This is a genomic window from Amycolatopsis sp. NPDC033938, from assembly GCF_055575975.1.
In genome coordinates this window covers 175492-199952 of the sequence record NZ_JBVIRO010000015.1, presented here as the reverse complement: position 1 = coordinate 199952, position 24461 = coordinate 175492, and the positions used below count along the sequence as shown (strand labels likewise).

Annotated in this window: 26 protein-coding genes; 10 read left to right on the top strand and 16 right to left on the bottom strand. The window is 69.2% G+C overall.

Translation table 11 applies throughout. The features are described from left to right. Positions 1–3 precede the first annotated feature (3 nt). The 6 genes from ACZ5ZX_RS31135 to lpdA form a co-directional block, all read right to left on the bottom strand. Entirely contained in the window at positions 4–618 is a 615-nt protein-coding gene (locus tag ACZ5ZX_RS31135; RefSeq protein WP_465505539.1) for a phosphatase PAP2 family protein, read from the bottom strand. After that, entirely contained in the window at positions 615–1499 is an 885-nt protein-coding gene (locus ACZ5ZX_RS31130) for a TIGR01777 family oxidoreductase (protein ID WP_465505538.1), read from the bottom strand. The genes ACZ5ZX_RS31135 and ACZ5ZX_RS31130 overlap by 4 nt, the downstream gene beginning before the upstream one ends. 37 nt (positions 1500–1536) lie before the next feature. Continuing rightward, positions 1537–2004, bottom strand: a complete 468-nt coding sequence (locus ACZ5ZX_RS31125; RefSeq protein WP_465505537.1) for an ArsR/SmtB family transcription factor — start codon at positions 2002–2004, stop codon at positions 1537–1539. 22 nt (positions 2005–2026) lie between these two features. Next, complete coding sequence (locus tag ACZ5ZX_RS31120; RefSeq protein ID WP_465505536.1) at positions 2027–3121, bottom strand: serine hydrolase; 1095 nt, start codon at positions 3119–3121, stop codon at positions 2027–2029. Between the two features lie 1019 nt (positions 3122–4140). Beyond that, on the bottom strand, positions 4141–5910 hold the full coding sequence (sucB, locus tag ACZ5ZX_RS31115) for a 2-oxoglutarate dehydrogenase, E2 component, dihydrolipoamide succinyltransferase (protein WP_465505535.1): 1770 nt from the start codon (positions 5908–5910) through the stop codon (positions 4141–4143). A gap of 56 nt (positions 5911–5966) precedes the next feature. Then, entirely contained in the window at positions 5967–7340 is a 1374-nt protein-coding gene (lpdA, locus tag ACZ5ZX_RS31110) for a dihydrolipoyl dehydrogenase (RefSeq protein WP_465505534.1), read from the bottom strand. A 214-nt stretch (positions 7341–7554) separates the two neighbouring features. Between lpdA and ACZ5ZX_RS31105 the strand changes: the two genes are divergently transcribed. Next, a complete protein-coding gene (locus tag ACZ5ZX_RS31105; RefSeq protein ID WP_465462883.1) occupies positions 7555–7899 on the top strand; it encodes an oxidoreductase in 345 nt (114 codons plus the stop codon). A 7-nt stretch (positions 7900–7906) separates the two neighbouring features. Here the strand turns inward: ACZ5ZX_RS31105 and ACZ5ZX_RS31100 are convergent, their stop codons facing one another. Then, positions 7907–8890, bottom strand: coding sequence for an SMI1/KNR4 family protein (locus tag ACZ5ZX_RS31100; protein ID WP_465505533.1), 984 nt, complete (start codon positions 8888–8890; stop codon positions 7907–7909). An 89-nt stretch (positions 8891–8979) separates the two neighbouring features. After that, positions 8980–10482: a leucyl aminopeptidase gene (locus ACZ5ZX_RS31095; protein WP_465505532.1), complete on the bottom strand. Its 1503-nt coding sequence runs from the start codon at positions 10480–10482 to the stop codon at positions 8980–8982. A 133-nt stretch (positions 10483–10615) separates the two neighbouring features. On the opposite strand from ACZ5ZX_RS31095, the gene ACZ5ZX_RS31090 reads away from it, so the two are divergent. Then, a complete protein-coding gene (locus tag ACZ5ZX_RS31090) occupies positions 10616–11470 on the top strand; it encodes a hypothetical protein (protein ID WP_465505531.1) in 855 nt (284 codons plus the stop codon). Then, the gene (locus ACZ5ZX_RS31085; protein ID WP_465505530.1) at positions 11463–12089 is read left to right on the top strand and encodes a DUF402 domain-containing protein; all 627 of its coding nucleotides are present in this window, start codon (positions 11463–11465) and stop codon (positions 12087–12089) included. The genes ACZ5ZX_RS31090 and ACZ5ZX_RS31085 overlap by 8 nt, the downstream gene beginning before the upstream one ends. Here ACZ5ZX_RS31085 and ACZ5ZX_RS31080 read toward each other — a convergent pair. After that, positions 12086–12397 (bottom strand): hypothetical protein, encoded by a 312-nt coding sequence (locus ACZ5ZX_RS31080; protein ID WP_465505529.1) that lies wholly within the window; start codon positions 12395–12397, stop codon positions 12086–12088. The genes ACZ5ZX_RS31085 and ACZ5ZX_RS31080 overlap by 4 nt on opposite strands. A gap of 117 nt (positions 12398–12514) precedes the next feature. Between ACZ5ZX_RS31080 and ACZ5ZX_RS31075 the strand changes: the two genes are divergently transcribed. Beyond that, entirely contained in the window at positions 12515–13618 is a 1104-nt protein-coding gene (locus tag ACZ5ZX_RS31075) for a branched-chain amino acid aminotransferase (protein WP_465505528.1), read from the top strand. Between the two features lie 141 nt (positions 13619–13759). Here the strand turns inward: ACZ5ZX_RS31075 and cobT are convergent, their stop codons facing one another. Then, positions 13760–14836 (bottom strand): nicotinate-nucleotide--dimethylbenzimidazole phosphoribosyltransferase, encoded by a 1077-nt coding sequence (cobT, locus tag ACZ5ZX_RS31070; protein ID WP_465505527.1) that lies wholly within the window; start codon positions 14834–14836, stop codon positions 13760–13762. Between the two features lie 93 nt (positions 14837–14929). Here cobT and ACZ5ZX_RS31065 point away from each other — a divergent pair, with 93 nt between their 5' ends. Then, a complete protein-coding gene (locus tag ACZ5ZX_RS31065) occupies positions 14930–15610 on the top strand; it encodes an IspD/TarI family cytidylyltransferase (protein WP_465505559.1) in 681 nt (226 codons plus the stop codon). Here the strand turns inward: ACZ5ZX_RS31065 and ACZ5ZX_RS31060 are convergent. Beyond that, on the bottom strand, positions 15595–15999 hold the full coding sequence (locus tag ACZ5ZX_RS31060) for a hypothetical protein (protein WP_465505526.1): 405 nt from the start codon (positions 15997–15999) through the stop codon (positions 15595–15597). The genes ACZ5ZX_RS31065 and ACZ5ZX_RS31060 overlap by 16 nt on opposite strands. 170 nt (positions 16000–16169) lie before the next feature. Here ACZ5ZX_RS31060 and ACZ5ZX_RS31055 point away from each other — a divergent pair, with 170 nt between their 5' ends. Genes ACZ5ZX_RS31055 through ACZ5ZX_RS31045 form a run of 3 tightly spaced genes read left to right on the top strand, consistent with a single transcriptional unit; the run spans position 16170 to position 17987 of the window. Further along, positions 16170–16919, top strand: coding sequence for a GntR family transcriptional regulator (locus tag ACZ5ZX_RS31055; RefSeq protein ID WP_465505525.1), 750 nt, complete (start codon positions 16170–16172; stop codon positions 16917–16919). After that, positions 16916–17767 (top strand): phosphoribosylaminoimidazolesuccinocarboxamide synthase, encoded by an 852-nt coding sequence (locus ACZ5ZX_RS31050; protein WP_465505524.1) that lies wholly within the window; start codon positions 16916–16918, stop codon positions 17765–17767. The genes ACZ5ZX_RS31055 and ACZ5ZX_RS31050 overlap by 4 nt, the downstream gene beginning before the upstream one ends. Further along, positions 17760–17987 carry a hypothetical protein gene (locus tag ACZ5ZX_RS31045; protein WP_465462872.1) on the top strand — a complete coding sequence of 76 codons (228 nt, stop codon included), beginning with the start codon at positions 17760–17762 and terminating at the stop codon, positions 17985–17987. The genes ACZ5ZX_RS31050 and ACZ5ZX_RS31045 overlap by 8 nt, the downstream gene beginning before the upstream one ends. Before the next feature lie 84 nt (positions 17988–18071). Here ACZ5ZX_RS31045 and ACZ5ZX_RS31040 read toward each other — a convergent pair whose 3' ends face one another. Both ACZ5ZX_RS31040 and ACZ5ZX_RS31035 read right to left on the bottom strand, forming a co-directional pair. Next, on the bottom strand, positions 18072–19061 hold the full coding sequence (locus ACZ5ZX_RS31040; protein WP_465505523.1) for an aldo/keto reductase family protein: 990 nt from the start codon (positions 19059–19061) through the stop codon (positions 18072–18074). 55 nt (positions 19062–19116) lie between these two features. Then, a complete protein-coding gene (locus ACZ5ZX_RS31035) occupies positions 19117–19773 on the bottom strand; it encodes a DUF3043 domain-containing protein (protein WP_465505522.1) in 657 nt (218 codons plus the stop codon). A gap of 143 nt (positions 19774–19916) precedes the next feature. Between ACZ5ZX_RS31035 and ACZ5ZX_RS31030 the strand changes: the two genes are divergently transcribed. Further along, positions 19917–20294: a HesB/IscA family protein gene (locus ACZ5ZX_RS31030; protein WP_007029861.1), complete on the top strand. Its 378-nt coding sequence runs from the start codon at positions 19917–19919 to the stop codon at positions 20292–20294. A gap of 71 nt (positions 20295–20365) precedes the next feature. Here ACZ5ZX_RS31030 and ACZ5ZX_RS31025 read toward each other — a convergent pair whose 3' ends face one another. Beyond that, positions 20366–20545, bottom strand: coding sequence for a hypothetical protein (locus ACZ5ZX_RS31025; RefSeq protein WP_418189789.1), 180 nt, complete (start codon positions 20543–20545; stop codon positions 20366–20368). 149 nt (positions 20546–20694) lie between these two features. On the opposite strand from ACZ5ZX_RS31025, the gene ACZ5ZX_RS31020 reads away from it, so the two are divergent. After that, positions 20695–21684 carry a carbohydrate kinase family protein gene (locus ACZ5ZX_RS31020; protein ID WP_465505521.1) on the top strand — a complete coding sequence of 330 codons (990 nt, stop codon included), beginning with the start codon at positions 20695–20697 and terminating at the stop codon, positions 21682–21684. Between the two features lie 74 nt (positions 21685–21758). On the opposite strand, the gene ACZ5ZX_RS31015 is transcribed toward ACZ5ZX_RS31020, so the two are convergent. Continuing rightward, positions 21759–22412, bottom strand: coding sequence for an alpha/beta fold hydrolase (locus tag ACZ5ZX_RS31015; RefSeq protein ID WP_465505520.1), 654 nt, complete (start codon positions 22410–22412; stop codon positions 21759–21761). A gap of 56 nt (positions 22413–22468) precedes the next feature. Next, complete coding sequence (gene asnB, locus ACZ5ZX_RS31010) at positions 22469–24403, bottom strand: asparagine synthase (glutamine-hydrolyzing) (protein ID WP_465505519.1); 1935 nt, start codon at positions 24401–24403, stop codon at positions 22469–22471. Positions 24404–24461: the final 58 nt, after the last annotated feature.

Sequence of the window (24461 nt, the reverse complement as noted above, 5' to 3'; positions counted from 1 at the left end):
ACACTACGCCGGGTCCCGTGGCAGCGGCAGCAGGCCCAGCCCGGCCGCCGAAATCAGGCCCACACCGCCCACCGCCAGTACGGATCCCGCGGTATCGGTCAGCCAGTGCACGCCCAGTACGACGCGGCAGAGCGCGCCCACGACCGTGGCCACGACGGCGATCGTGATCGCGAGGCGCGCCAAATGCGGGCGGGTCCACGCACACAGCAGTACCGCGACGAATCCGGTGCAGGCGACGGCGACGACATGCCCGCTCGGGTAACTCAGATCGGGGAACTCGCGCGGCCGCTCCCGGTAGAACACCGGTTTGGCGATCAGGCTGGTCATGCGGCACAGGAGCAGGACGACGGCGAGTTTGACGCACAACACCGTCAGGTCCCGTCGCTGCCAGGCGAGTACCACCAGCACCGCGCCCAGCGCGAACGGCAGGACCGGGCCGAGGACGTTCGTGACCAGGCCCGCCACCTGTCCCGCCGGCCGGGCGTACTGCCCGTGGAACGCGTCGGCGAGTGCGACGTCCACCGGCGGCGGGCGGTCGTCGACCACCAGCCCGAGCACGATGAAGCCGATCAGCAGAAGGGCTCCGGCGAGGGTGTACAGGCCGCGCTGCAAGGTCATGTCGCGGCGGCCAGCGCGTCCTCGAGGGTGGGGTGGCGGAACTGGTAGCCCGCCTCTTCCAGCGCTCTGGGCATGGCGCGCTGTCCGAACAGCGCCATCTCCTCGGCCGCCTGCCCGAGCGCGATCTTCATGGCGAACCCCGGGACCTGCCAGAACGCCGGGCGGTGCACGGCGCGGCCCAGCGCCTTCGTGAACGCGGCGTTCGTGGCGGGCTGCGGTCCGCTGAGATTCACCGGACCGGAGAGCGCTTCGTGCTCCAGCGCGAAAACGATCGCGCCGACCTCGTCGTCGAGCGAGATCCATGGCATGTACTGCTTGCCGTCACCGAGTTTCCCGCCGAGTCCGAGGCGGAACAGCGGCCGCAGGACGTCGAGAAGGCCACCCTTGCGGGCGAGCACCAGGCCGGTGCGGATCCGCACGACGCGGGCGCCCGCGGTGGCCGCGGTCTCGGTCGCGTCTTCCCACGCGGTGCAGAGCCCGGCGAGGAAACCACGCCCCGCCGGACTCGATTCGTCCACAACGGACGGTCCGGGGTCGCCGTAGTAGCCGACGGCGGAGGCGTTGACCAGAACGGGGATCCCGTGTTCGGCGACCGCTTCCGCGAGCACCTCCGTCGGTTCGACCCGGCTGTCGAGCAGTACCTGTTTGCGGGCCGCGCTCCAGCGTCCCGGCAGCAGCGGAGCGCCCGCCAGGTTCACCACGGCGTCGACTCCGTCGAGCGCGCCGTCGGCGATCTCCCCGGCAGGGGGATCCCAGCGGCGTTCGTCGTCGGCCCGCTCCTCCCGGCGTACGAGCCGGACCACTTCGTGCCCGGACCCGCGCAGCCGCGCCGTCAGTGAGGTGCCGATCAGTCCGCTCGCGCCCGCGATCAGAACTCGCATGATTCGATCGTGTCGTATCGCCGATCCGGCCGCACGCTCAGGTCTTCAGTTGACCCGCGACGTCGGACGCGGCGGTGAGCAGCACCAGCACCGGGATCGTCGCGGCCGGGCGCAGGCGGTAGCTGCCGCGTTTGTCCTGCTCGACGATCCCGGCTCCGGTCAACGCCTTGAGGTGGTGGTAGAGCTGGCCGGGGGAGCCGAGTTCGGCGGCCTCCTGCAGCGCGGGCGCGGTCTGCGCGCCCTGCTCGGCCAGGGTCCGCACGATCGCCACCCGCGCGGTACTGGACAGGGCCGCGAGCACTTCCACCCGCGGCCCGTCCTCTTTCGCCAGCACCACACCCGGCGGCACCTGGATGGTCCAGGTCAGCTCGACGGGTTCGGTCAGCTCGCCGTGGTAGGCCACCACGCCGCCGGGCAACGCCGATGGCGTGGTCTCGTGCTGTCCTTCGAGCGCGGCGACCCGTTCTTCGAGTGCGGCTATCCGGTCGGCGAGCTCAGCGTTCATACCGGTTTATCTACACTGTCGGTCAGCCAAGTGCGCGCTGCAGGGCGGCGAACCGCTCAGGGACGGACAGTGCCGAGATCAGGATGTCGATGAGTGGCGAAGCGTTCGTCTGGTCCTGATCACTCACGTCGGTGAGGAGTACGGCCGCGGTGCCGGCACGGCCGCCGGGCCAGCGCACGGACAGTCCGACGGTGAGAGTGCGCGGCAGGCTTCCGGCCTTGAAGAGCACTTCGCTCGCTCCGGGCGGCACGCGATCGGAGAGCGGCAGCGCGAGGATTTCGCGGGCCAGCGTTCCGCCGGGGTGGTACCTGCCGAGTGCGAGACTCCGGTGGAGCGAGAACAGGTCCGAAGCCGACCCTTGGCCGTGTCCCTTGACCCACGGCCACTGTCCGTCGGTGGTCTGGGGCATGCTCGGCCAGCGCCCGAACGCCTCGGCGCGGAAGGCGGGATCGCGGACGAACCGGCGCGCTACCGCGTCGCCCATCGCCCGCCGGACCACGACCGGGCTGCCGGGCGGGGGCGCGTATTCGGGCATCATCAGCATCAGGATCTCGCCGCCGAGTGAGCGGGTGTCCGGCCTCGTCCAGCCGCCGCGCGCCGCCGCGAACCGGAGAGCGGGGTCGCCGAGCCGGGTGCGGAGGTAGTCCGCGGCGGCGTTGTCGCTGAACAAGATCATCGCTTCTGGGATTCTCGCCAGCGGGACAAGCTGCTCGGGGTCCTTCGCGATCCCGTACTCGTCGCAGGGGACACCCAGCCAGTTGAGCGCCTGGAAATGCGCGCGGCCGTCGGCGACGAAGGGGTGGTGGGCGTCCCAGTCGCCGACCCTGATCTGTTCTCGCGGAGCGAGCCTGCCCTCGGCGACCGCGACCGCGTAAGCACTGAGGTGCACGACCTTGATCGACGAAGCCAGCAGCCGCCGGACATCGGCGTTGAGCGCGGCCCGGCGGCCCGCGCCGTCGTCGATCAGGACCGAGACCGCGCCTCGGTGGGTGGCGATCCAGTCGAGCCAGCCTTGTTCCGTCGTCGTGTCCGGTCCGGCGGCGCTCGCGGTTCCCGGCAGCAGCAGCGCCGCCGATCCCGCCGCGGCTCCGGCCAGCAGATGGCGTCTGGTCAGCATGAGCGATCCTCCCTCTTGTTTTCCGTAATTCCGGAATACTAGAGTCGGAGGTGGCTGTCAAACCCGCGCGTTTAGTCCTTTGGATGCGGGTTCGGGGTGGTCGAGTCGGCGGCTGGGTGGCCGATTGGTGTCCTTGTGTGTGGTTCGGATCGGGGTCGTGAGTGTTGAGTGGGGTTATTGAGGGGTAACTCAAATGTGGCGTGTCCTGAAGGACCCCTTTGAGACGTTGAAGGTCTCAAAGGGGTCCTTCGGGACATCACGCTTCGACGCCGGGGCGGCGGTGTTCGTGCCTGTTGCGAAAGCCCCTTTCGCGACACCACATGTCCCGAAAGGGGCTTTCGCGACACGGGCAGCGGGCGCCGACCGCGCCATATTTGCCTTACCCCTCAACAGAAGGCTACTTGGCACTCACGACCCCTTGGGAAACCGCGCAAAGCAGCCAAAGTGGTCACGTTGCCGTGGGGACTGTCCTGTGTGGATGGTCGTGAGAGCGTCTGGTCGCTGTGGCGAGTTTACTTCCGGCTCCAGCTGCCGCACGCCGTGCGCCACCCCTCAAACCCGTGCGTTTAGTCCTCCAGATGTGGGTTCGGGTTGGCCGAGGGGCGGGCGAGTCGGCGGCTGGGTGGCCGATTGGTGTCCTTGTGTGTGGTTCGGATCGGGGTCGTGAGTGTCCTGAAGGACCCCTTTGAGACGTTGAAGGTCTCAAAGGGGTCCTTCAGGACATCACGCTTCGACGCTGGGACAGCGGTGTTCGCGACACGGACAGCGGGCGCCGACCGCGCCATATTTGCCTTACCCCTCAACGGAAGGCTGCTTAGCACTCACGACCCCCCTGTGAAGCCGCGCAAAGCAGTCAAAGTGGTCGCGTGTGCCGTGGAGACTGTCCTGTGTGGATGGTCGCGAGAGCGTCAGGTCGCTGTGGAGGGGCAAATCCCCGCGGTTAGAGGACGAAACGCGGGAATGGAGAAGGCCCCCGCCCCGCCGAAGCGGGACGAGGGCCTTCACGGACTACCGGAGGATCAGAGACCGAGCTCGTCCTCGAAGTTGCCCTCTTCCAGACGCTGCTTGATCGTCGTGACGAAGCGGCCCGCGTCGGCCCCGTCCACCAGGCGGTGGTCGTAGGTCAGCGGCAGGAACGCCATCGACCGGACGGCGATGGTGTCGTTGCCGTCGGCGTCCGCGATCACGACCGGACGCTTCACGACCGCGCCGGTGCCGAGCATGCCGGACTGCGGCTGCACGATGATCGGCGTGTCGAACAGGGCGCCGTTGGAGCCGATGTTCGTGATCGTGAAGGTGCCGCCCGACAGCTCGTCCGGCTTGATCTGGCCCGAACGCGCGCGGCCCGCCAGGTCGGCGATGCGGTGCGCGAGACCGGCGAGGCTGAGCTCACCCGCGTCGTGGATGACCACCGACAGCAGACCCTTTTCGGTGTCCACCGCGATCCCCAGGTGCACCGCACCGTGGTAGGTGATCTCCTTCGTGTCCTCGTTGTAGGACGCGTTGACGTTCGGGTGCTGCTTGAGCGCCTCGACGGTGGCCTTCGCGAAGAACGGCAGGAACGTCAGGTTGACGCCCTCGCGCTCCTTGAAGGCCGCCTTCGCCCGCTGACGGAGCTTGGCGATCTTCGTGACGTCCACCTCGTGGACCTGCGTGAGCTGCGCGGAAACCTGCAGCGACTCGCGGGTCTTCGTGGCGGTGATCTGCCGGATCCGGCTCGCCTTCTGCACGGTGCCGCGCAGAGCGGCGAGCTCCGGCGAGACCGCGGCCTTGCGCGGAGCCGACGGCGCCGCGGCGGCCGGGGCAGCGGCGGCGGGCTGGGCGGCGGGAGCCGGGGCTTCCTTCTGCTTGGCCTCCGCCGCCGCGAGCACGTCCTGCTTGCGGATGCGGCCACCGACACCGCTGCCGGTCAGCGACGACAGGTCGATTCCATGCTCCGAAGCGAGCTTGCGGACCAGCGGCGTCACGTACGGTCCGCTGTCGGAACCGTTGCCACTGCTCGCCTCGGCCTTGGGAGCCGGGGCGGCCTGCGGGGCGGGGGCGGGCTTCGGCGCGGGAGCGGCTTCGGCCTTGGGCTCGGGCTTCGGTTCCGGCTTGGGTTCCGGCTTCGGCTCGGGCTTGGGCTCCGGCTTGGGTTCGGGCTTGGGCTCCTCGGCCTTCGGCGCCGGGGCGGAACCGGCCGCGCCGATCACCGCGAGCACGCCGCCGACCTCGACGGTCTCGTCCTCACCGGCGCGGATCTCCAGCACGGTGCCGGCGACCGGGGACGGGACCTCGGTGTCGACCTTGTCCGTGGAGATCTCGAGCAGCGGCTCGTCGACCTCGACGCTCTCACCGACCTGCTTGAGCCACCGGGTGACGGTGCCCTCGGTGACGCTCTCGCCCAGCTCGGGCAGCTTCACCTCGGTGCCTTCGCCGCCGGAAGCCGGCGCGGTGTCCGGCTGGGACGGCGCGGAGGCCTGCTCCTGCGCGGGCTCCGGCTCGGGTTCGGGTTCCGGCTGCGCTTCGGAGGTGTCCTCCGAGGAACCGGACGACTCCGGCACCCCGCCGGTCCCGTCGTCGATGACGGCGAGCTCGCCGCCGACCTCGACGGTTTCGTCCTCCTGAGCGCTGATCTTCACGACCTTGCCGGCGACCGGGGACGGGACCTCGGTGTCGACCTTGTCCGTGGAGATCTCGAGCAACGGCTCGTCGACCTCGACGGTGTCGCCCTCCTGCTTCAACCACCGGGTGACGGTGCCCTCGGTGACGCTCTCACCGAGCTCCGGCAACGTGACGGAGTAGGCCATCGTTCGCTGACTCCCTTGATATGTCTTGCTTGGTCTGGTTCTTCGACGGTGAGACGTCAGCTGTGTACGTGCAGCGGCTTGCCCGCCAGGGCGAGGAACGCTTCACCGAGGGCCTCGGTCTGGGTGGGGTGCGCGTGGATGAGCGGGGCGACGTCCTCGGGGAACGCCTCCCAGCTGTAGATCAGCTGCGCTTCGCCGATCAGCTCGCCGACACGGTCGCCCACCATGTGCACGCCCACGACCGGCCCTTCCGGGGCCTTGATCAGCTTGACGCCGCCGGAGGTCTTGAGGATCTGGCTCTTGCCGTTGCCACCGAGGTCATAGGTGAAGGTGGTGACGTCGGAGCCGTACTTCTCCTTCGCCTGCGACTCGGTGAGACCGACCGAAGCGACCTCGGGGTGCGAGTAGGTGACGCGCGGGATCCCGCTCTCGTCGATCACGCGCGGCTCCTGGCCCGCGATCTCCTCGGCGACGAAGATGCCCTGCTGGAACCCGCGGTGCGCGAGCTGCAGGCCGGGGACGATGTCGCCGACGGCGTAGACGTTCGGCAGGTTGGTGCGGAGACGGTCGTCGGTGAGGACGAAACCGCGGTCCATCTTGACCCCGGCCTCCTCGTACCCGTGCCCGGCCGAGTTCGGGCCGCGGCCGACGGCGACCAGCAGAAGGTCGCCTTCGAGCGTCTCGCCGGACTCCAGCGACACGCTGACGCCGTTGTCGTCCTGCTTGGCGCCGGTGAACCGCACGCCGGTCTTGAAGGCGATCTTGCGGCGGCGGAATGCGCGCTCGAGCTGCTTGGACGCGTACTCGTCCTCGTTCGGGACCAGGCGGGGCAGCGCCTCCACGATGGTGACGTCGACGCCGAAGGACGCCCACACGGACGCGAATTCGACACCGATGACACCACCGCCGAGGACGATGACCTTCTTCGGGATGTAGTCCAGCGAAAGCGCCTGCTCGCTCGCGATGATGCGGCCGCCCAGCTCCAGGCCCGGCAGCGTCTTCGAGTAGGAACCGGTGGCGAGGATGACGTTCTTGCCCGTGTAACGGGTGCCGTCGACCTCGACGGTCGTGCCGCCGACGAACGTCCCGGTGCCCTCGACGAGGTTCACCTTGTGCGCTTTGGCCAGGCCCTGGAGGCCCTTGTACAGGCGGGCGACGATGCCGTCCTTGTACTTGTTGACCCCGGCGATGTCGATGCCTTCCAGCACGGCCTTGACACCGAAGGTCTCGGCGTCGCGGGTCTCGTCGGCGACCTCCGCCGCGTGCAGGAGGGCCTTGGTCGGGATGCAGCCTCGGTGGAGGCACGTCCCGCCAAGCTTGTCCTTTTCGATCAGGGTGACGGAAAGGCCCAGCTCGGCCGCGCGGAACGCGGCGGCGTAGCCGCCCGATCCGCCACCCAGGATCACAAGGTCGGCGGAGGTGTCGGTCACTTCAATAACTCCTCGGCAAGCGGTAGGGGTGGTGCTCTGGCGCCGCTTCACGCGGTATACGCGCGCGCGGACACTTGCCATCTTGTCACTACGCGCGGCGGCCCTGCGACCTAGGCCGCGTCCTGTGACCCACGGGACACGGCGGGCCGGGGTCACCACGGTGACCACACGTCCGAGTCGGGATAATGGACATCGGACGCGAGTGGGAAGTGAGGTGGTCGGAGTGGGTCTGTTCGACTCGCTGCGCCGGCGCTCTAAAGGCGGGCAAAAGCCCGGTACGCTGCGGAAAGCCTCTTCAAACGACTTCAAGCACCTCGAAGAGTGGTCCGCTTCCCGGACCGGTGTCGAGGCGTATGTGGAGCCCAAGACCAACGTCACCGAGACCACGGTCGTCCTCATCGCGCACGACGGTGAGTGGACGCGGCGCCGGATCGACAGCCTGGACGCGGCGCAGCAGTTCGGCCGCAAACGATCGATCCCCGTGTACGAGGTGGCTCGGGTCGGCTACCCGAAGCGGATGCGGGAGTACACCGAGCGGAAGAAGCGCGGCGAAGTCTAAGCGGGGCTCAAGCCGACTGTGCCAGCAGGAGCAGGTGCCGCTCCATCAGTGCCTGGAACGTCGGATGCACCGTCGTGCCCAGCGCCGGGTCGATCTCGACCGTGCGCCACTGCTCGCCGGCGGCGGTGAGCAGCACCAGCGCCGGGTCGGAGATCACCACGACCTTGCCCTCCGCGCGCAGTTCGGCCGTACCGAGCAGGCGCGGGAAGACGACGTCGGCGGGGAGGCCGTCGCAGGTCAGCAGGAACTCCCGGTAGTCGGCGGGCAGCCGGAGCCCGAGGCGTGCTTCGGCCGCGTCGACGTTCCTGGCCGACGCCGCCGGGGGCGCGGTGCCGACGCCGCGCAACCGGAGGATGCCCGCGACCATCTCGCGCCAGCCGCCGGTATCCGGCGGATAGCGCTGATACAGCGCCGCGACCAGGGACCCGGCGCACACTTCCGGCCAGTCGCCGAGCCCGAGCGGGTCGGCGCGCGCGACGAGACGCGGCGCGAGCCGACGTGACGCGGCGAGTATGGCGACGTCCGGACGCGCCTGACGTGCGGCGATCTCCGCCCAGGTGTCGAGGTCACCCCGCGCGACGGCCTCGCGCAAGCGGTCCGGCCGGGACGGCCCGAGGTGCGACACCGCCTCGCCGATCGGGGAGCCGCTGAAGAGACCGTCCAAATCGGACACACGCCGGACGAGGTGCGCTTCGTGCGCGCGCTCCTCGGCGTCGAGGTCGAGCGGGGTCAGCGCCGCCGCCCACTCCGGCCGCCCGCCGTTCGCTTCGAACAGCATCGCCCACGCGCGTGCCTGAACGGCGCCGGGGACGAGCGCGGTGACGGGACGTTCGGTGAGCGCGTGCCAATGCGTGATCAGCCTGTCGGCCTCCGCCATCGCCCCGGACGCGGCGAACAACAACGCGGCGTGTCCGATCCGGTCGTCGAGCGTCGCCTCGTCACCGCCGAGCACATCCCTGATCGCGCCTTCGAGATACGCGTCCCTGTCCACGGAACCGACCCTGCCATGCGCGTGAAGGCCCCCTTCCCTCGGCTCAGCCGAGGGAAGGGGGCCTTCACGCGCGTTCGGGGCGGTGGAGATCAGCCGTTGGCGGCGATGTCCGCGAGGACCGCGGCGATGGTGCGGACCGGGACACCGGTGCCGCCCTTGCCGGTGTAGCCCCACGGTCCGGCGGTGTTGAACGACGGGCCCGCGATGTCGATGTGCGCCCAGGGCAGGCCGTCGGCGACGAACTCGCGCAGGAAGATGCCCGCGGCGAGCATGCCGCCCCAGCGGTGCCCGGTGACGTTGGCCAGGTCCGCGAGGCGCGAGTCGAGGTCGGCGCGCAGCTCCTCCGGCAGCGGCATCGCCCAGCCGCCCTCACCGGTCGCCTGCGCGATCGACGCGACCCGGTCGCGGAACTCGTCCGAGCCCATGACGCCCGCGGTGCGGTTGCCGAGCGCGACGACCTGCGCGCCGGTCAGCGTCGAGGTCTCGATCAGGTAGTCGGGGTTCTCCTCGCCCGCGCGCACGATCGCGTCGGCCAGCACGAGACGGCCTTCGGCGTCGGTGTTGAGCACCTCGACGGTCTTGCCGCCGTACATGCTGAGCACGTCACCCGGCCGGTACGAGGTGGCCGAGGGCAGGTTCTCCGCCAGCGGGATGTGCGCGACGACCTCGAGCGGGTACTTCAGCTTCGCGGCCAGCACCACGGAGGCGAGCACGGCGGCCGCGCCCGACATGTCCGAGGTCATGTGGTCCATGTTCGCGGCGGGCTTGATCGAGATGCCGCCCGAGTCGAAGGTGATGCCCTTGCCGACGAGCGCGACCTTCTTCGCCGCCTTCGACGGCTTGTAGGCGAGACGCAGCAGGCGCGGCTGGCGAGAGGAACCACCGCCGACGCCGAGGATGCCGCCGAAGCCCTTGCGCTTGAGCGCCTTCTCGTCGAGGACCTCGAACTCGAGGTTGTTCGCCTCGGCCAGCGTCTTCGCGCGGTCGGCGAAAGAGGCCGGGAACAGGTCGTTCGGCGGGGTGTTGATCAGGTCGCGGGCGATGATCACCGACTCCGCGATGAAGGTGGCGGCCTTCAGCGTCGCCTTGTGGTCCTTGGCGGTGCCCTCTTCGGGGCTCACGAAGTCGACCTTGGCGACCGGGCCGTCGCCCTTCTCGGAGCGGTACTCGGTGAAGGAGTACGCGCCGAGCGCGGTGCCCTCGACCGCGGCCTGCAGGTCGATCGCCGACAGCGTGACGAACGCGCGCTCGGTGCCGCTCAGCGCCCGCGCGGCGGCACCGGCGCCCCGGCGGACCTGCTCGGCGGTGACGCCGTCCGCGCCCGCCTTGCCGAGCCCGACGGCCAGCACGACACCGGCGGACAGCTTGCCCAGCGTCGGCACCTTGACGACCTCGTCGGCCTTCCCGGACGCGCCCAGCGTGCCGAGGACGTCGGCGAGCTTGCCGTCGAACGCGGCATCGGCGACGGAGGAGCCGGCGGCGAGCGCCAGACCGTCCTCGCCCTGGAGGGTGCCGATGACGACGACGTCGGCTCGCGTCTTGGCAAGCGCCGCTTCGGCGTTCTCGGTCAGGGCAAGCTTCGGCACGGTCACTTCTGGCTCCTCGCGCGTTCGCGGTGGGTACCGGGCGGCCGCCCGGTCGGATCGTGAGCCATGCTAATGACAGTCGGACCTGGGGTAACAGCGGGGCCGACCGGATAACTGGATGTTCTGGAAGGGAGACGGCGTGCGACTGGCTGGCGGTCTGCTCATCGCGCTCGCGGTGGGCACCTCCGGAGCGGGCTACTGGGTACTTCTCGCCGCCGTCGTCGCGGCCGTGCTCACCGTCGCGGCGGAGGCGTTGCTACCGCCGCTGGGAGACGCCCGGCCCGACCGGATCGCGGGCGCCGTTTCGCGGCTGGGCCTGGTGCTGGTTTTCGCCACGACGTTCGGCCACTACCTCTTTCCCGCGGCACCGGGAGCCGCCGCCGCGGCGTTTGCCCTGGTGGTCGCCGTCGCCGATCTCGCCGGGGTCCGCCTCGGCGACTACGCCGCCCGCTGGGTCATCGGCCTGCTGCTGGCCGCGGCCGCCGCCCTGATCGCGATCTGCCTCGGGATCCCGCCCTTGGCCCAGTTCATCGCGCCGGACCCGCCGTCGGTGCCGGGACTCGGCCTCGCCGTGCTGGTGCTGCTGCCGTTCCTGCCGCCCCGCCGTCCCGGCGCGGGCCGGGCGGCCGCGGTGGGCGCCGTGGCCGTGGCGATCGTCGCCGTCGCGCTCTACCAGCTGGGACCGATCCGGCTCGGGCTCTCGGCGACGTCGTTCCGCGAACTCCTCGCCGCGGCCGACGCGGTCTCGCTGCTGCCGGTGCTGACCGTGGTGGTCGCCGTGGCGACCGTGCCCGTCGCGGTGGACGCCTTCACCGACGGCCGGGAACGGCTTTCCCCGGAACGTCCTAAGGCGACACTCGCTTGTGGACTGATCGTGGCCGTCGCCTCGGCCTTCGCTGGGCCGGTCGTGGCCCTCGGGCTCGCGGGAGTGGGAACGCTCACCGAACTGGTTCTGCGGGTCCGCGCCCGTGGGTACCGTTCAAGGCGTGCGTGATCCCCACTGGACCCCGGGTGACACGGTCGTCGAACGGTTCCTGCGACCGGACGGTTCGATCGGCCAGCATCATCCGCTGCGCGTCGTCGCCGACGATGGCACCGTGCTGCTCGGCTGGCTGCCGGCGGACACCCCGATCATCGGCAGCAGGCTCGCCGACGGGCGGTTCTTCCGGGACGCGCCGCTCGAGGAGCGGTTCCGGGTGCCGAGGGTGCGCGTGGCCGACTTCTGGCGCGACACCTCGACGCTGCGCCGGATCGCCGACGACGAATGGTCGTCGGTCTGGTGGTTCTTCGACGCGGACGGGCACTTCCTGAACTGGTACGTCAACCTCGAGGTCCCGCTGGGACGCACGCCGTCCGGGCCGGACCGGATCGACGGCATCCTCGACGTCGCCGTCGAGCCCGGCGGACGCTGGCGGTGGAAGGACGAGGACGAGGCCGAGGAGGCCGTCCTCGCCGGCCGGATCACCGCCGGGCAGCTCGAGCGGCTGCGGGCCGAGGGCGAACGGATCGGGGCGCTCGCGGACGCCGGCCGGTTCCCCTTCGACGGGACGTGGACCGACTTCCGGCCGGAGCCGGACTGGCCCGCGCCCGCTCTCCCCGAGGGGTTGCTTTAGCTCACCTGCAGGAGGAGCAGCAGGATCAGCACGACGTTGAGCACCGTGAGGATGACCACCGACTTGGTGGGCAGCTCGCGCGGGAACACCTTGCCGTGGATGCTCTTCCACCAGAAGATGCCGAAACCGGCGGCGACCAGGCCGAGGAACGCGCCGAAGCCGCTGTCCAGCAGGGCCCAGCCGTCCATCATGAGCACGCCGGTGCCGAAGGTCAGCAGTAGCGCCGTCGCGAACGTCTTGATGTCGGCCCCCGTGCCGGCGGAGGCGGGCTTGGCCGGGTGAGCGGGCTGCATGGGGTTTAACGTCACGCCGCCATCCTAGGGGCGGGAGGCCTCTCGTGTTCGTCGCGACGGACAGATAGCGGGAGGTAAAGATATGCGGACGTCCGACTAACGTGGGTCCGACCAAGCGTTATCGTCATAGTCATGACGACCTCGACGCAGTTCACCCACCTCCCGCACCCGAGCCCCGCGAGCCCGGAACGCGTCGCGGACGTATTGGCCGCACCCGGCTTCGGTCTGCACTTCACCGACCACATGGTGACCGTGAAGTGGAGCGCCGAGCAGGGCTGGCACGACGCGACCGTCGGTCCGTACGCGCCCTTCACGCTGGACCCGGCGACCTCCGTGCTGCACTACGGCCAGGCGATCTTCGAAGGTCTCAAAGCGTACCGCCAGCCGGACGGGACGATCGCCGCGTTCCGGCCAGACGCGAACGCGATCCGCTTCCGCAATTCGGCCGAGCGCCTCGCCATGCCGCAGCTGCCGGTGGAGGTCTTCCTCGACTCGATCCGCGAACTCATCGCGGTCGACTCACGCTGGGTCCCGACGAAGCCGGGCGAGTCGCTGTACCTGCGGCCCTTCATGATCTCCACCGAAGCCGGGCTCGGCGTCAACCGGCCGGCGAACGAGTACCTCTACGCGCTGATCGGCTCGCCGGCGGGCTCGTACTTCTCCGGCGGCGTCAAGCCGGTGAGCGTGTGGCTCTCGACCGAGTACGTGCGCGCGGTCCCGGGCGGCACCGGCGAGGCCAAATGCGCCGGTAACTACGCGGCGTCGTTCGTGGCGCAGGCGCAGGCCGTGGAAAAGGGCTGCGACCAGGTCGTGTGGCTCGACGCGGTCGAACGGCGCTGGGTCGAGGAGATGGGCGGGATGAACCTGTTCTTCGTCTTCGGCTCCGGCGACGAGGCCCGTGTCGTGACCCCCGAACTGACCGGTTCGCTGCTGCCGGGGGTGACCCGGAAGTCACTGCTGGAGCTGGCGAAGTCGTTCGGTCACCAGGTCGAGGAGCGGCGGATCTCCACCGACGAGTGGGAGAAGGCCGCCGCTTCGGGTGAGCTGACCGAGGTGTTCGCCTGCGGGACCGCGGCGGTCATCACGCCGGTCGGGCACGTGAAGCACGCGGGCGGCGAGTTCTCCGTGGCGGGCGGGCAGCCCGGTGAGCTGACGATGAAGCTGCGCGGCGCGCTGACCGGAATCCAGGAGGGCACCCGGCCCGCTCCGGAAGGCTGGATGTACCCGCTGGGCTGACCTGCCGCCTTCGAGCCCCCGCGCGCGCCATGAAAGGTCCTTTCCTTGCAAATTTTGCAAGGAAAGGACCTTTCATGGCACTTGAGGGGGTGGGGCCAACCGCATTTAGAGGACTAAACGCGGACGACGTGCCGAAGAGCGTCAGGAAGCGGGCGCCTCGATCAGCGGTCCGCTCACCCCGGCCTGCTCGTGCGTGGCCATCTCCGCGAGCACCCGCGTCGCCATGAACAGCAGCGGCAGCGCCGCGACCGCGCCCGTCCCCTCACCGAGCCGGACGTCCAGATCCAGGATCGGGTCCAGGTCGAGGTGCTCCAGCGCCAGCGCGTGCGCGGGTTCGCCGCCGCGCTGGCCGGCGGTCCACCATTGCCGCGCCCCGGGGACGAGCTCCTCCGCGACCAGCGCGGCCGCGGCGGCGACCAGGCCGTCCAGGATCACCGGTGTCTTCCGGAGCGAGGCCTGCGCCAGGAAGCCCGCCATCGCGGCGATGTCGGCGCCGGCGGCGGTGCGCAGCAGCGCGACCGGGTCGGCCAGTACCGTCCTGGCCCGCCGCAGCGCGTCACGGACCGCGGCGGCCTTGCGCATCCAGGCGTTGTCGTCGATCCCCGAACCGCGGCCCACGACGGCCACCGGCTCGCTGCCGGTCAGCGCCGCGACCAGTACCGAGGCCGGGGTGCTGTTCCCGATCCCGAGGTCGCCCGCGATGAGCAGATCGGCCCCGCCGTCGACCTCGGCGTCGGCGATCGCCCGGCCCGCGCGGACTGCGGCGCGCGCTTCGGCGTCGGTCAGCGCGTCCTCGACGTCGATCGAGCCGGATCCGCGCCGGACCTTGAACTCGCCGATCGACCGCGTCGCGGGGGCGTCGCTGTCGACGGCCATGTCGACGACGCGGACGCTCGCTCCCGCCGAGGCGGCCAGCACGTTGATGGCCGCGCCGCCGGTCAGCATGCTGCCGACGAGTTGCGCGGTCACCTCTCCCGGATAGGCCGAGACACCTTTCGCGGCGATGCCGTGGTCTCCGGCGAACACCACGACCCGCGGCCGGGTGAAGGGGCGCGGTGGCGACTGGCCCTGGCAGGCCGCGACCCACACGCCCAGCTCTTCCAGTCTCCCCAGCGACCCCGCCGGCTTGATCAGTTTCGAGTGCAGGGCGATCGCCGCCGAGCGCGCGTGTTCATCAGGCTGCTCGACTTCGGCGAATTCGAGGATATCGTCGTCCAACGCCCTGCCCCTTCGGATCGCTTCGGTGGCCGCGCCCAACCTACCGACCCGCCTGTGCCAGAGTTGCCTGTGGCTCAAACGAAGGCCGCCGGAGTGGTGCTCGCGAGCGGAGCGGGCACCCGGGTCGGCGCCAAGCTCAACAAGGTCTACCTGCCCGTGGCCGGCAGGCGTGTCGTTTCGTGGTCTCTCGACGCCTTCGCCGGCGTGCCCGGTATCGACGTGCTCGTGCTGGTCATCCGGCCGCAGGACACGGAACTCGCGCGGGAGGTGCTGGCCGCGCATCCGGGCGAGGTCGAACTCGTCCACGGCGGCGCCACGCGTCAGGGTTCGGAGCTGAACGCCTTGCGCCACTTGGCTTCCCGGATCGAGAGCGGCGAGATCGACGCGGTACTGCTGCACGACGCCGCCCGCCCGCTCGTCACCGCGGAGCTGATCGCGGACGTCCTCGCCGACACGCGGCGGTACGGGGGAGCGGTGCCGGGGGTCGCGGCCGACGACATCGTGCGCGTGGACGGCGACAACGTTTCCGGTGCGCTGCCCGGCGCGATCCGGGTGCAGACGCCGCAGGGTTTCCGTGCCGCGCCGTTGCTCGAGGCCTACGAAACGGCCGAGCGTGAGGGTTTCGTCGGCACGGACACGTCTTCGTGCATGGAAAGGTTCTCCGCGCTGCCGGTGCGGTGGGTTCCCGGCAGCGCGGAGAACCTCAAGATCACCTACCCGCACGACCTCGTTGTCGCCGAGCAGGTGATCGGCCGAGGTCAGGGATCGCCCTGATCGGCGGTGGCTCCGTTCGCGGGCAGGATGGTGACCGGATGGCGCGCGTCCTTCGGGATCACGCAGTCCGGATGTGGTTGCAGCAACTGGATCGGTGCGCCGGGATCACCGGGCGGCGGGATGGTGAGCACCGCGCGCAGCGTCCAATCGGCCGTCGAGTGGTATTGCCAAGAAACGAGCGCGGGCTGGAAGACGTCGGTGTCCGGGAGGGTCGTGACCCGGAAGGCGCTCGCGCGTTCCTCGCCGCGCAGGATGAGGACGTCGGCGCAGGTGTCCCACTGGAAGACCGCGGCACAGACCTCCGGTTCCTCCCGGGGGCCGAAGATGTAGACGACCCACCGGCGTCTTCGAAGCTCTTCGAGCAGTTCGTCGATGCTCAGGTGGTTCATCGAGCCCCCTAACGGGTTTCGGGAACTCTGCGGAGAGTAACAGGTGTACTAGAGCACCGTCCAGAATGTGTACTAGTACGTAATAATGGGGTGTGAGCAGGATCCTTGGTGCTCGCCCATTGGTGTGCTAGAACGCTTGTGCGCACCGCGCGACCTTGTGAGGAGTCACCTTGCCCGCCGTCGACCGACCTGAACCGCCGTATCTCCAGATCGCGGGAAACATTCGCGACGACATCGTTTCGGGCAGGCTCAAGGAAGGCGACGCGGTCCCATCCGCGCGTGAGATCGCCAGAAACTGGAACGTCGCCATGGCGACGGCGATGAAGGTCCTCTCGACGCTCCGCGCCGAAGGTCTGGTCCGCGCGGTCCGCGGCGTCGGGACAGTGGTGCAGACCAGAGCGTTGCACCGGTCCGCGCAAGACAGGACGATCTCGATCGCGAGAACCGGCAAGGTCTATCCACCGGGCCACTACGCGAAAATCCGTGAGGCCGGGCTGCTCCCGGCGCCGGAGCGGGTGGCGGACGCGCTCGGGATCGAAGAGGGCGCACCCGCGATCCGGCGGCGCAGGACGACTTACACCGGCAACGAGTCGCCGGTGTCGACGTCGGTCTCCTGGTTCGACGGCGCGCTCGCGCCCAAGACCCCGTTGCTGTTCGAGACCGAACGGATCGTCGAAGGCACGGTGAAATACGTCGCGGACCGGACGGGCCGGATCCTCTCCGCCACCCGCACCCAGCACGCCGCGGGACTCGCGGGTGCCGAAGAGGCGGCGGAGCTCGGCGTGGCCGAAGGTTCGGCGATCTTGTTGAGCCGCAACAGTTTTCTCTCCGCGGAAGGCGACGTACTCGAGTACGGCGAATCGGCGGCCTTGCCGGACCACTGGGTTTTCTACGAATACAACATCGAGGACGGGGCATGAAGCACATTCACGCGGGTAAGGTCCGGGACCTTTACGAAATCGACGGCGACATTCTGCTCGTCGCGTCGGATCGCGTTTCGGTCTACGACGTCTCGCTGCCGACCCCGATCCCGGACAAGGGCTCGCTGCTGAACCAGCTTTCCGCATGGTGGTTCGAAAAGATGGCCGACGTGGTGCCGAACCACGTCATCTCCACGACCGACGTCCCCGCCGAATTCGCCGGCCGCGCCATGCGCTGCAAGCCGCTGAAGATGATCCAGGTCGAATGCATCGCGCGCGGCTACCTCACCGGTCTCGGCATGCGCGAATACCGGCGTGACGGCAAGGTTTCCGGCGTCGAACTGCCGGCGGGGCTCGTCGAGGCGGACAAGCTGCCCGAGCCGATCTTCACGCCGACCACGAAGATCTCCGACACCGGCCACGACGAGTTCATGACCTTCGCCGAGGTCGTCAACGCGATCGGCAAGGAGACCGCGGACCGCATCCGCGATCTCACGCTCGAGGTCTACACCAAGGGCGCGGAACACGCGGCGAAGAGGGGCATCATCATCGCCGACACCAAGCTCGAATTCGGGTTCGACGCCGACGGTGTGCTGACGCTCGGAGACGAGGTCCTCACCTCGGACTCGTCGCGTTTCTGGCCTGCCGACGAATACGAGCCGGGCCGGACGCAGCACGCCTTCGACAAGCAGTTCGTCCGCGACTGGTCCGCGAGCACCGGCTGGGACAAGACACCGCCGGGGCCCGCCATCCCGGACGAGATCGTCAAGGCCACCCGCGAGCGCTACACCGAGGTCTACGAGAGGATCACCGGGAAGACCTGGGTCCCCGGCGGTGGCCATGCCTGACCCGCAGGTCTACGACCCGTACCGGCTGATCGACGACGTCGAGGGACTGCTGATCCAGCGGGGTCACCGGCCGGAGCGGGTCGAGGGCCGGGCGGGCGACCGGGTTGCCGGTGCGAGCAGGTTGTTGCGGGGCTTGGGAATCGAGCCGCTCCGCGCCCCCGGTGACGCGCTCGACCTCGACGGTCAGATGGCGTACCAGGCGCGCGTCCACGGCGACTGAGGCTGAAGGACGCTTTCCCCGCATGGCAAGCGGTGAAGGGCGCTTTCCCCGCGTCGCATGCGGGGAAAGCGTCCTTCAGCTACGTCAGGGGGAGCGGGTCAGCGTCGGGTCGGTCTCGACGACGCCGTCGAGGGCCTCGTCGATCGCGGCGAGCAGATCCGCGTCCAGCTTCACGCCGGCCGCCTTCACGTTCTCGTGCACCTGCTCCGGTCGCGAAGCGCCGATGATCGCCGAAGCGACGTTCGGGTTCTGCAGCACCCACGCCACGGACAGCTGGGCCAGCGTGAGCCCCGCCTTGTCCGCGATCGGCTGCAGCCGCTGCACGCGCTCGAGGACGTCGTCGTTGAGGAAGCGGGCGACCATGTTGGCGCCGCCCTTCTCGTCGGTCGCGCGAGAGCCCTCGGGCAGCGGCTGACCGGGCTTGTACTTGCCGGTGAGCACGCCCTGCGCGATCGGCGACCAGACGATCTGGCTGAGGCCCTCACGCTCGGACGCCGGGACGACCTGCGCCTCGATGACCCGCCACAGCGCGTTGTACTGCGGCTGGTTCGAGATGAACGGCACCTTCAGTTCCCGCGCGATCGCGGCGCCCTGCGTGATCTGCTCGGCTGTCCACTCCGAGACGCCGACGTAGAGCACCTTGCCCTGGCGGACGAGGTCGGCGAAGGCGAGGAACGTCTCCTCGAGCGGGACGGTCCGGTCGAACCGGTGCGCCTGGTAGAGGTCGACGTAGTCGGTGCCGAGCCGCTTCAGCGAAGCGTTCGCCGACTCCATGATGTGCTTGCGGCCCAGCCCCTGGTCGTTGGGGCCCTTGGGGCCGGTCGGCCAGTAGACCTTGGTGAAGATCTCCAGGCTTTCCCGGCGCAGGCCCTTCAGACCGCGGCCGAGCACCGATTCGGCGGCCGTGTTGGCGTAAACATCGGCGGTGTCGAAGGTGGTGATGCCGGCGTCGAGCGCCGCCTTGATACAGGCCTGGGCCTGGTCCTCTTCGACCTGGGACCCGTGGGTGAGCCAGTTGCCGTACGAGATCTCGCTGACATTGAGGCCGCTGCGGCCGAGGCGTCGGAACTCCATGGGCGCGACTCTACCCCAAGCCGTTAGTCACGCTAACGACCTGGGATTCGCCTGCTCAGACCTTGTCGCCGGGCTTGACCCGCGGCTTCGGGACGCGCAGCTTGCGGATCTGGCTCGCCCGGATGAAGGCGTACCAGCCGACCGAAACGCCCTTGACCGTCTCGTCCGGGAACTTCAGGCGGACCATCTTCGCGATCCGGCGGCCGCTGAGCACGCCCTCGACGATCATGCCGAGCAGCATCACGGTGCACAACAGCGTCGCGTAGTACTGCACGTCCGGGTACGGGAGGATCAGCGCGACGAACACCAGGATCGCGAGCGGCATGAAGAGGCCGAGCAGGTTGCGCCGGGAGTCGACGAGGTCACGGATGTAGGCCTTGACCGGGCCGCGGTCGCGGGGGAGCAGGTACTTGTCCTCGCCCGCCATCATCCGCTCGCGACGTTCCTTGGCGGCGTTGCGCTGCTTCGCCTTGTACTGCGGATCGGCCTTCGCAGCCTTGCGGAGTTCCTTGTTGCGCTTCATCGCCTCCCGCATGCTGGTGGGCGGGGGCGCCACCGGACCACGGCGCTTGGCCTCGGCCTCACGTCGTTTGGGAGTGGCCTTGCCCTTTCCGGGCGTGTAGGCCTTCGCCTGGACCTCGACGACCTGGGTGTCGGGCGTCTCGGCGTCGGTCGTGGCGGAGTCTGTGGTGCTACGGCGCAGGAACCTCACCTCACCAGGGTAGTTGCAGGCGTCACGGTGCCACGCACCAGGCCGAGCGATATGTCACCATGGAGGGGAACAGATCGGGACTCCGACGTGTTGGACCATGTGCAAGACGAGTACCCGCAGCGAGTTCGACCAGAGGGAGAACCATGACGACCGCTGAGCAGGCAGCAGCAGCTCAGGCCGAAACCGCCGAGGAGACCCACGGCGTCACGTTGACCGATGCCGCCGCCGCCAAGGCGAAGGCCCTGCTCGAGCAGGAGGGCCGTGACGACATGCATCTGCGCATCGCCGTCCAGCCCGGCGGGTGCGCGGGCTTGCGCTACCAGCTGTTCTTCGACGAGCGCACGCTCGACGGCGACCTCTTCCGTGACTTCGACGGCCTCCGCGTCGCCGTCGACCGGATGAGCGCGCCGTACGTGTCGAGCGCCGTGATCGACTTCGTCGACTCGATCGAGAAGCAGGGCTTCACGATCGACAACCCGAACGCGACCGGCAGCTGCGCCTGCGGCGACAGCTTCCACTGACCGGCGTCGGGCATGAAGAAGGGCCGCGAACCTCACCCAGGTCGCGGCCCTTCTTCATGCCCGCGGCGGGGTCAGACGTAGGCGTCCAGATCGTCGACCTGGGCGAGACACCGCTCGTCGACGGTCCAGGGCGGAGCGATCTGCCGGGGCAGTGGCAGGTTCTCGGCCTGGAGGGACGAAGGGATGCCGGCACAGTCGGCGATGAGTTCGCCGATGGATTCCGGTTCGAGGTGATACGCGGAAGTGGTCACGAACGACAAGTTAATGACTCTCGTTCGAGTAGGACACCAATACCAACCGGTAGTGTTCATGGCCGTGCCTGAAGCAACCCGTATGGGGCATGACCTGCGGGTAACTTAGCCGTCCTCGTCTCGCGGGGCCGACAGAACAAGGAGAACCGGTGGCAGACAGCGCCAGGATCGCAGTATCCGGCAGTATCGCAACCGACCATCTCATGCACTTCCCGGGCAGGTTCGCCGAGCAGCTCGTCGCCGAACAGTTGCACCGCGTGTCCCTGAGCTTCCTGGCCGACGACCTCGTCGTCCGGCGAGGCGGGATCGGCGCGAACATCGCCTTCGGCCTCGGTGTGCTGGGTCAGCGTCCCATCCTGGTCGGCGCCGTGGGCTCCGACTTCGCCGATTACCGGTCGTGGCTCGAGCGGCACGGCGTCGACACCGCCGGTGTGCTGGTGTCCGAGGTCGCGCACACTGCCCGCTTCGTCTGCACCACCGACGAGGACCTCTGCCAGATCGCCACCTTCTACGCCGGTGCGATGGCCGAATCCCGCAACATCGAACTGGAGCCGGTCGCCGCGCACGCCGGTGCGCTGTCGCTCGTGCTGATCAGCCCGGACGACCCCGAAGGCATGGTCCGGCACGCCGAGGAATGCCGCCAGCGCGGCTACACCTTCGCCGTCGACCCTTCGCAGCAGCTGGCCCGGATGGACGGCGAGCAGGTGCGCGCCTTCGTCGAGGGGGCGAAGTACCTGTTCAGCAACGACTACGAATGGGAACTCCTGCTCCAGAAGACCGGCTGGGCCGAGGCCGACGTCCTCGACCGCGTCGGCATGCGGATCACGACGCTCGGGGAGAAGGGCGTCGAAATCATCGGCAAGGACGGTCTCGCGCTGCAGATCGGCGCCGTCCCGGAGCGCGGCAAGGTCGACCCGACCGGGGTCGGCGACGGCTTCCGCGCCGGGTTCATCGCCGGTATCGAGGGCGGCCTGAGCCTGGAGCGTTCGGCGCAGCTGGGCTCGCTGATCGCCGTTCTGGTGCTGGAGACCGTCGGCACGCAGGAGTGGACCTTCCAGCGCGACGACGCGCTGGGCCGCCTCAAGGAGGCCTTCGGACCGGAATCCGCCGAGGAGATCGCCGCCGTCCTGCCCGCGTGAGCTGAAGGGGACTTTCCCCTCATGTGATGCGACGAAAGGGCCCTTCACCGCGTGAGACGCGGTGAAGGGCCCTTTCAGCCGCGTCCGGTCAGGATCCCGCAGATCTCGGCGGGCCGGGACATATGCGGGCAGTGCCCGGCGTCGACCTCGACGGCGGTGACGCCGAGCCGTTCCCGTGCCGCTCGCCGCATCCACCCGGGCTTGAGGGTGCGATCCCGGGTGGGGACGATCACCGTCGAGGGGATCTCCGGCGCGGGCCCGGCCGGGTGCACGGCGAGAACGGCGGGGCTGAACAGCCGCAAACTGTCCAACGCCAGGTGTTCGGTCTCGGCATCGCAGTCGTGGAAGAGGAACTCGGACGCCTTAGCGGGATCGGCCGTCGGATCCACGCCGATCCAGTCCGGTTCGAGCACGGTCCTCGCCTCGTCGCGCAGGCTCTTCCCGCCCGTGAAATCGGGGATGTAGGCGGCGAGCCACACCAGCGCCCGCGCGCCGAGCGCCTCGGCGATCGCGGGAAGCAGGACCCCGGAACCCGAATGGGCGACCACGACCGGCCGCTCACCGACGTACTGCTCGCGCACGTGCTGCGCGTATCCCTCGACCGGCAGATCTTCCGGTGTCAGCAGGTCCACCGCGATCGCGCGGTGCCCGGCCGCGGTGAGCAGCTTGGCCACCCGGTCCCAGCTCGCCGGGCTCTGCGTCGTGCCGTGCACGAGGACGAAGTCCATGACTCCATGCTGGCCTCCACCGCGCGAACGGTGAAGGCCAGCACGTCGAGTCGTGACTAGAGCTTCACCGGGTAGACCGGCTCCGGCACCTCGGGCTTGATGCGGTTCTCGACGAAGATGCCGTGCCACAGCATGAACACCAGCAGCGCCCACAGCTGGCGGCTGCGGTCGAGCTGCCCGGCCTTGTGCTCGTCGAGGAGCGCCAGTACGGCCTTCTTGTCGAGCAGTTCGTCGGTCTGGGAGTCCGAGATGATGCCCTTGGCCCAGTCGTACATCTCGTTGCGCAGCCACAGCCGGATCGGCACCGGGAAGCCGAGCTTGCGCCGGTTCAGCACATGTGCCGGGATGATCTTCGCCAGCGCCTGGCGCAGCGCGTACTTCGTGGTGCCGTGCGCGAGCTTCTGGTCGAGCGGGATGCTCGCGGCGACCTTGAACACCTCGGCGTCGAGGAACGGCACCCGCAGTTCCAGCGAGTTCGCCATGGTCACCTTGTCGGCCTTGACCAGGATGTCGCCACGCAGCCAGGTGTAGAGGTCGACGTGCTGCATCCGCGCGACCGGGTCCCAGCCCTCGGAGATCTTGTACCAAGGAGCGGTGACGTCCTTGAACCCGACGCCTTCCTCATAAGTGCGCAGCACGTTGCGGAGCTGGTCGTCGCGGAAGTTGCGGGCGTTGCCGTAGTAGCGGTCTTCCAGCGGCAGCGCGCCGCGCCGCAGCAGGTCTTTGCCCCGGGTGCCCTCGGGGATCTTCGTGGAGACCTTGCCGATGATCTTCCGCATGCCGCCGGGGATCTTTTCGAACGGCGCCAGCGAGATCGGCTCGTTGTAGATCGTGTAGCCGCAGAAGAGCTCGTCGGCGCCTTCGCCGGACAGCACGGCCTTGACGTGCTTGCGCGCTTCGCGGGCGATGAACCACAGCGGCACGAGCGCCGGGTCGGCGACCGGGTCGTCGAGGTACCAGACGATGAGCGGCAGCGCCTCCATCATCTCGTCCGCCGACACCGTGCGGACCACGTGCTTCACACCGATCGCGGCTGCCGTTTCGGCGGCGACGTCGACCTCGGAGTAGCCCTCGCGCTCGAATCCGGTGGTGAACGCGATCAGGTTCGGGTTGTGCTCCTTGGCCAGCGTCGCGGTCGCGGTCGAGTCGATGCCGCCGGAGAGGAACGCGCCGACCGTGACGTCCGGGTCGGAGATCATGTGCTTGCCGACCGAGTCACGCATCACATCGGCGATGCGCTCGTACAGCGCCTCCGCCTCGGCCTCGCTGTTGACCGGCTTCGCGGCGAACTGCGGGTGGAAGTAGCGGGTGAACTCGACCTCGCCGCCCGGGACGACCCGGAACGACGTACCTGACTCGACGCGGCGGACGCCGGTGTGCAGCGACTCGGGCTCCGGCACGTACTGCAGCACCAGGTAGTGCTGCAGGGCCGTGCGGTCCAGCTTCTCCTCGACACCGAGGACGCTCGAAAGCTCCAGCAGGCTCTTCTTCTCACTCGAGAAGGCGATCTTGCCGGGACCGGCGGAGTAGAACAGCGGTTTGATACCGAACGGGTCGCGCGCGCCGAAGACGACCTTCTCCTGGGAATCCCAGATCATGAAGGCGAACATGCCGCGCAGCTTCTTCACCGCGTCGTCGCCGAGGTAGTGGTACGCCGCGACGATCGCTTCGCCGTCGCCCTCTGTGGCGAACTTCGCACCGTGCTCGGCGGCCAGTTCGTCACGCAGCTCTTTGTAGTTGTAGATCTCGCCGTTGAAGTTCAGCGTGTAGCGCTCGGGGGCCTCCGGCGGGCCCCAGATCAGCGGCTGGTGAGCGTGGTCGACGTCGATGAAGGCCAGCCGGTTGAAGCCGTAGACGACCTCGGCGTCGGCCCAGGTGTCGTGCTCGTCGGGACCGCGGTGGCGCTGGCAGCGCATGGCGGCGTCGACCGCCTCGCGGGCGCCCGCGGCGTCGGCTTCGGTCGAACAGATCAGTCCAAGCAGGCCGCACACGTCTAGTTCACACACCTCTTGTTGGCCGAGCGGGGAGAAGGGCCCAGTATGCCCGGGT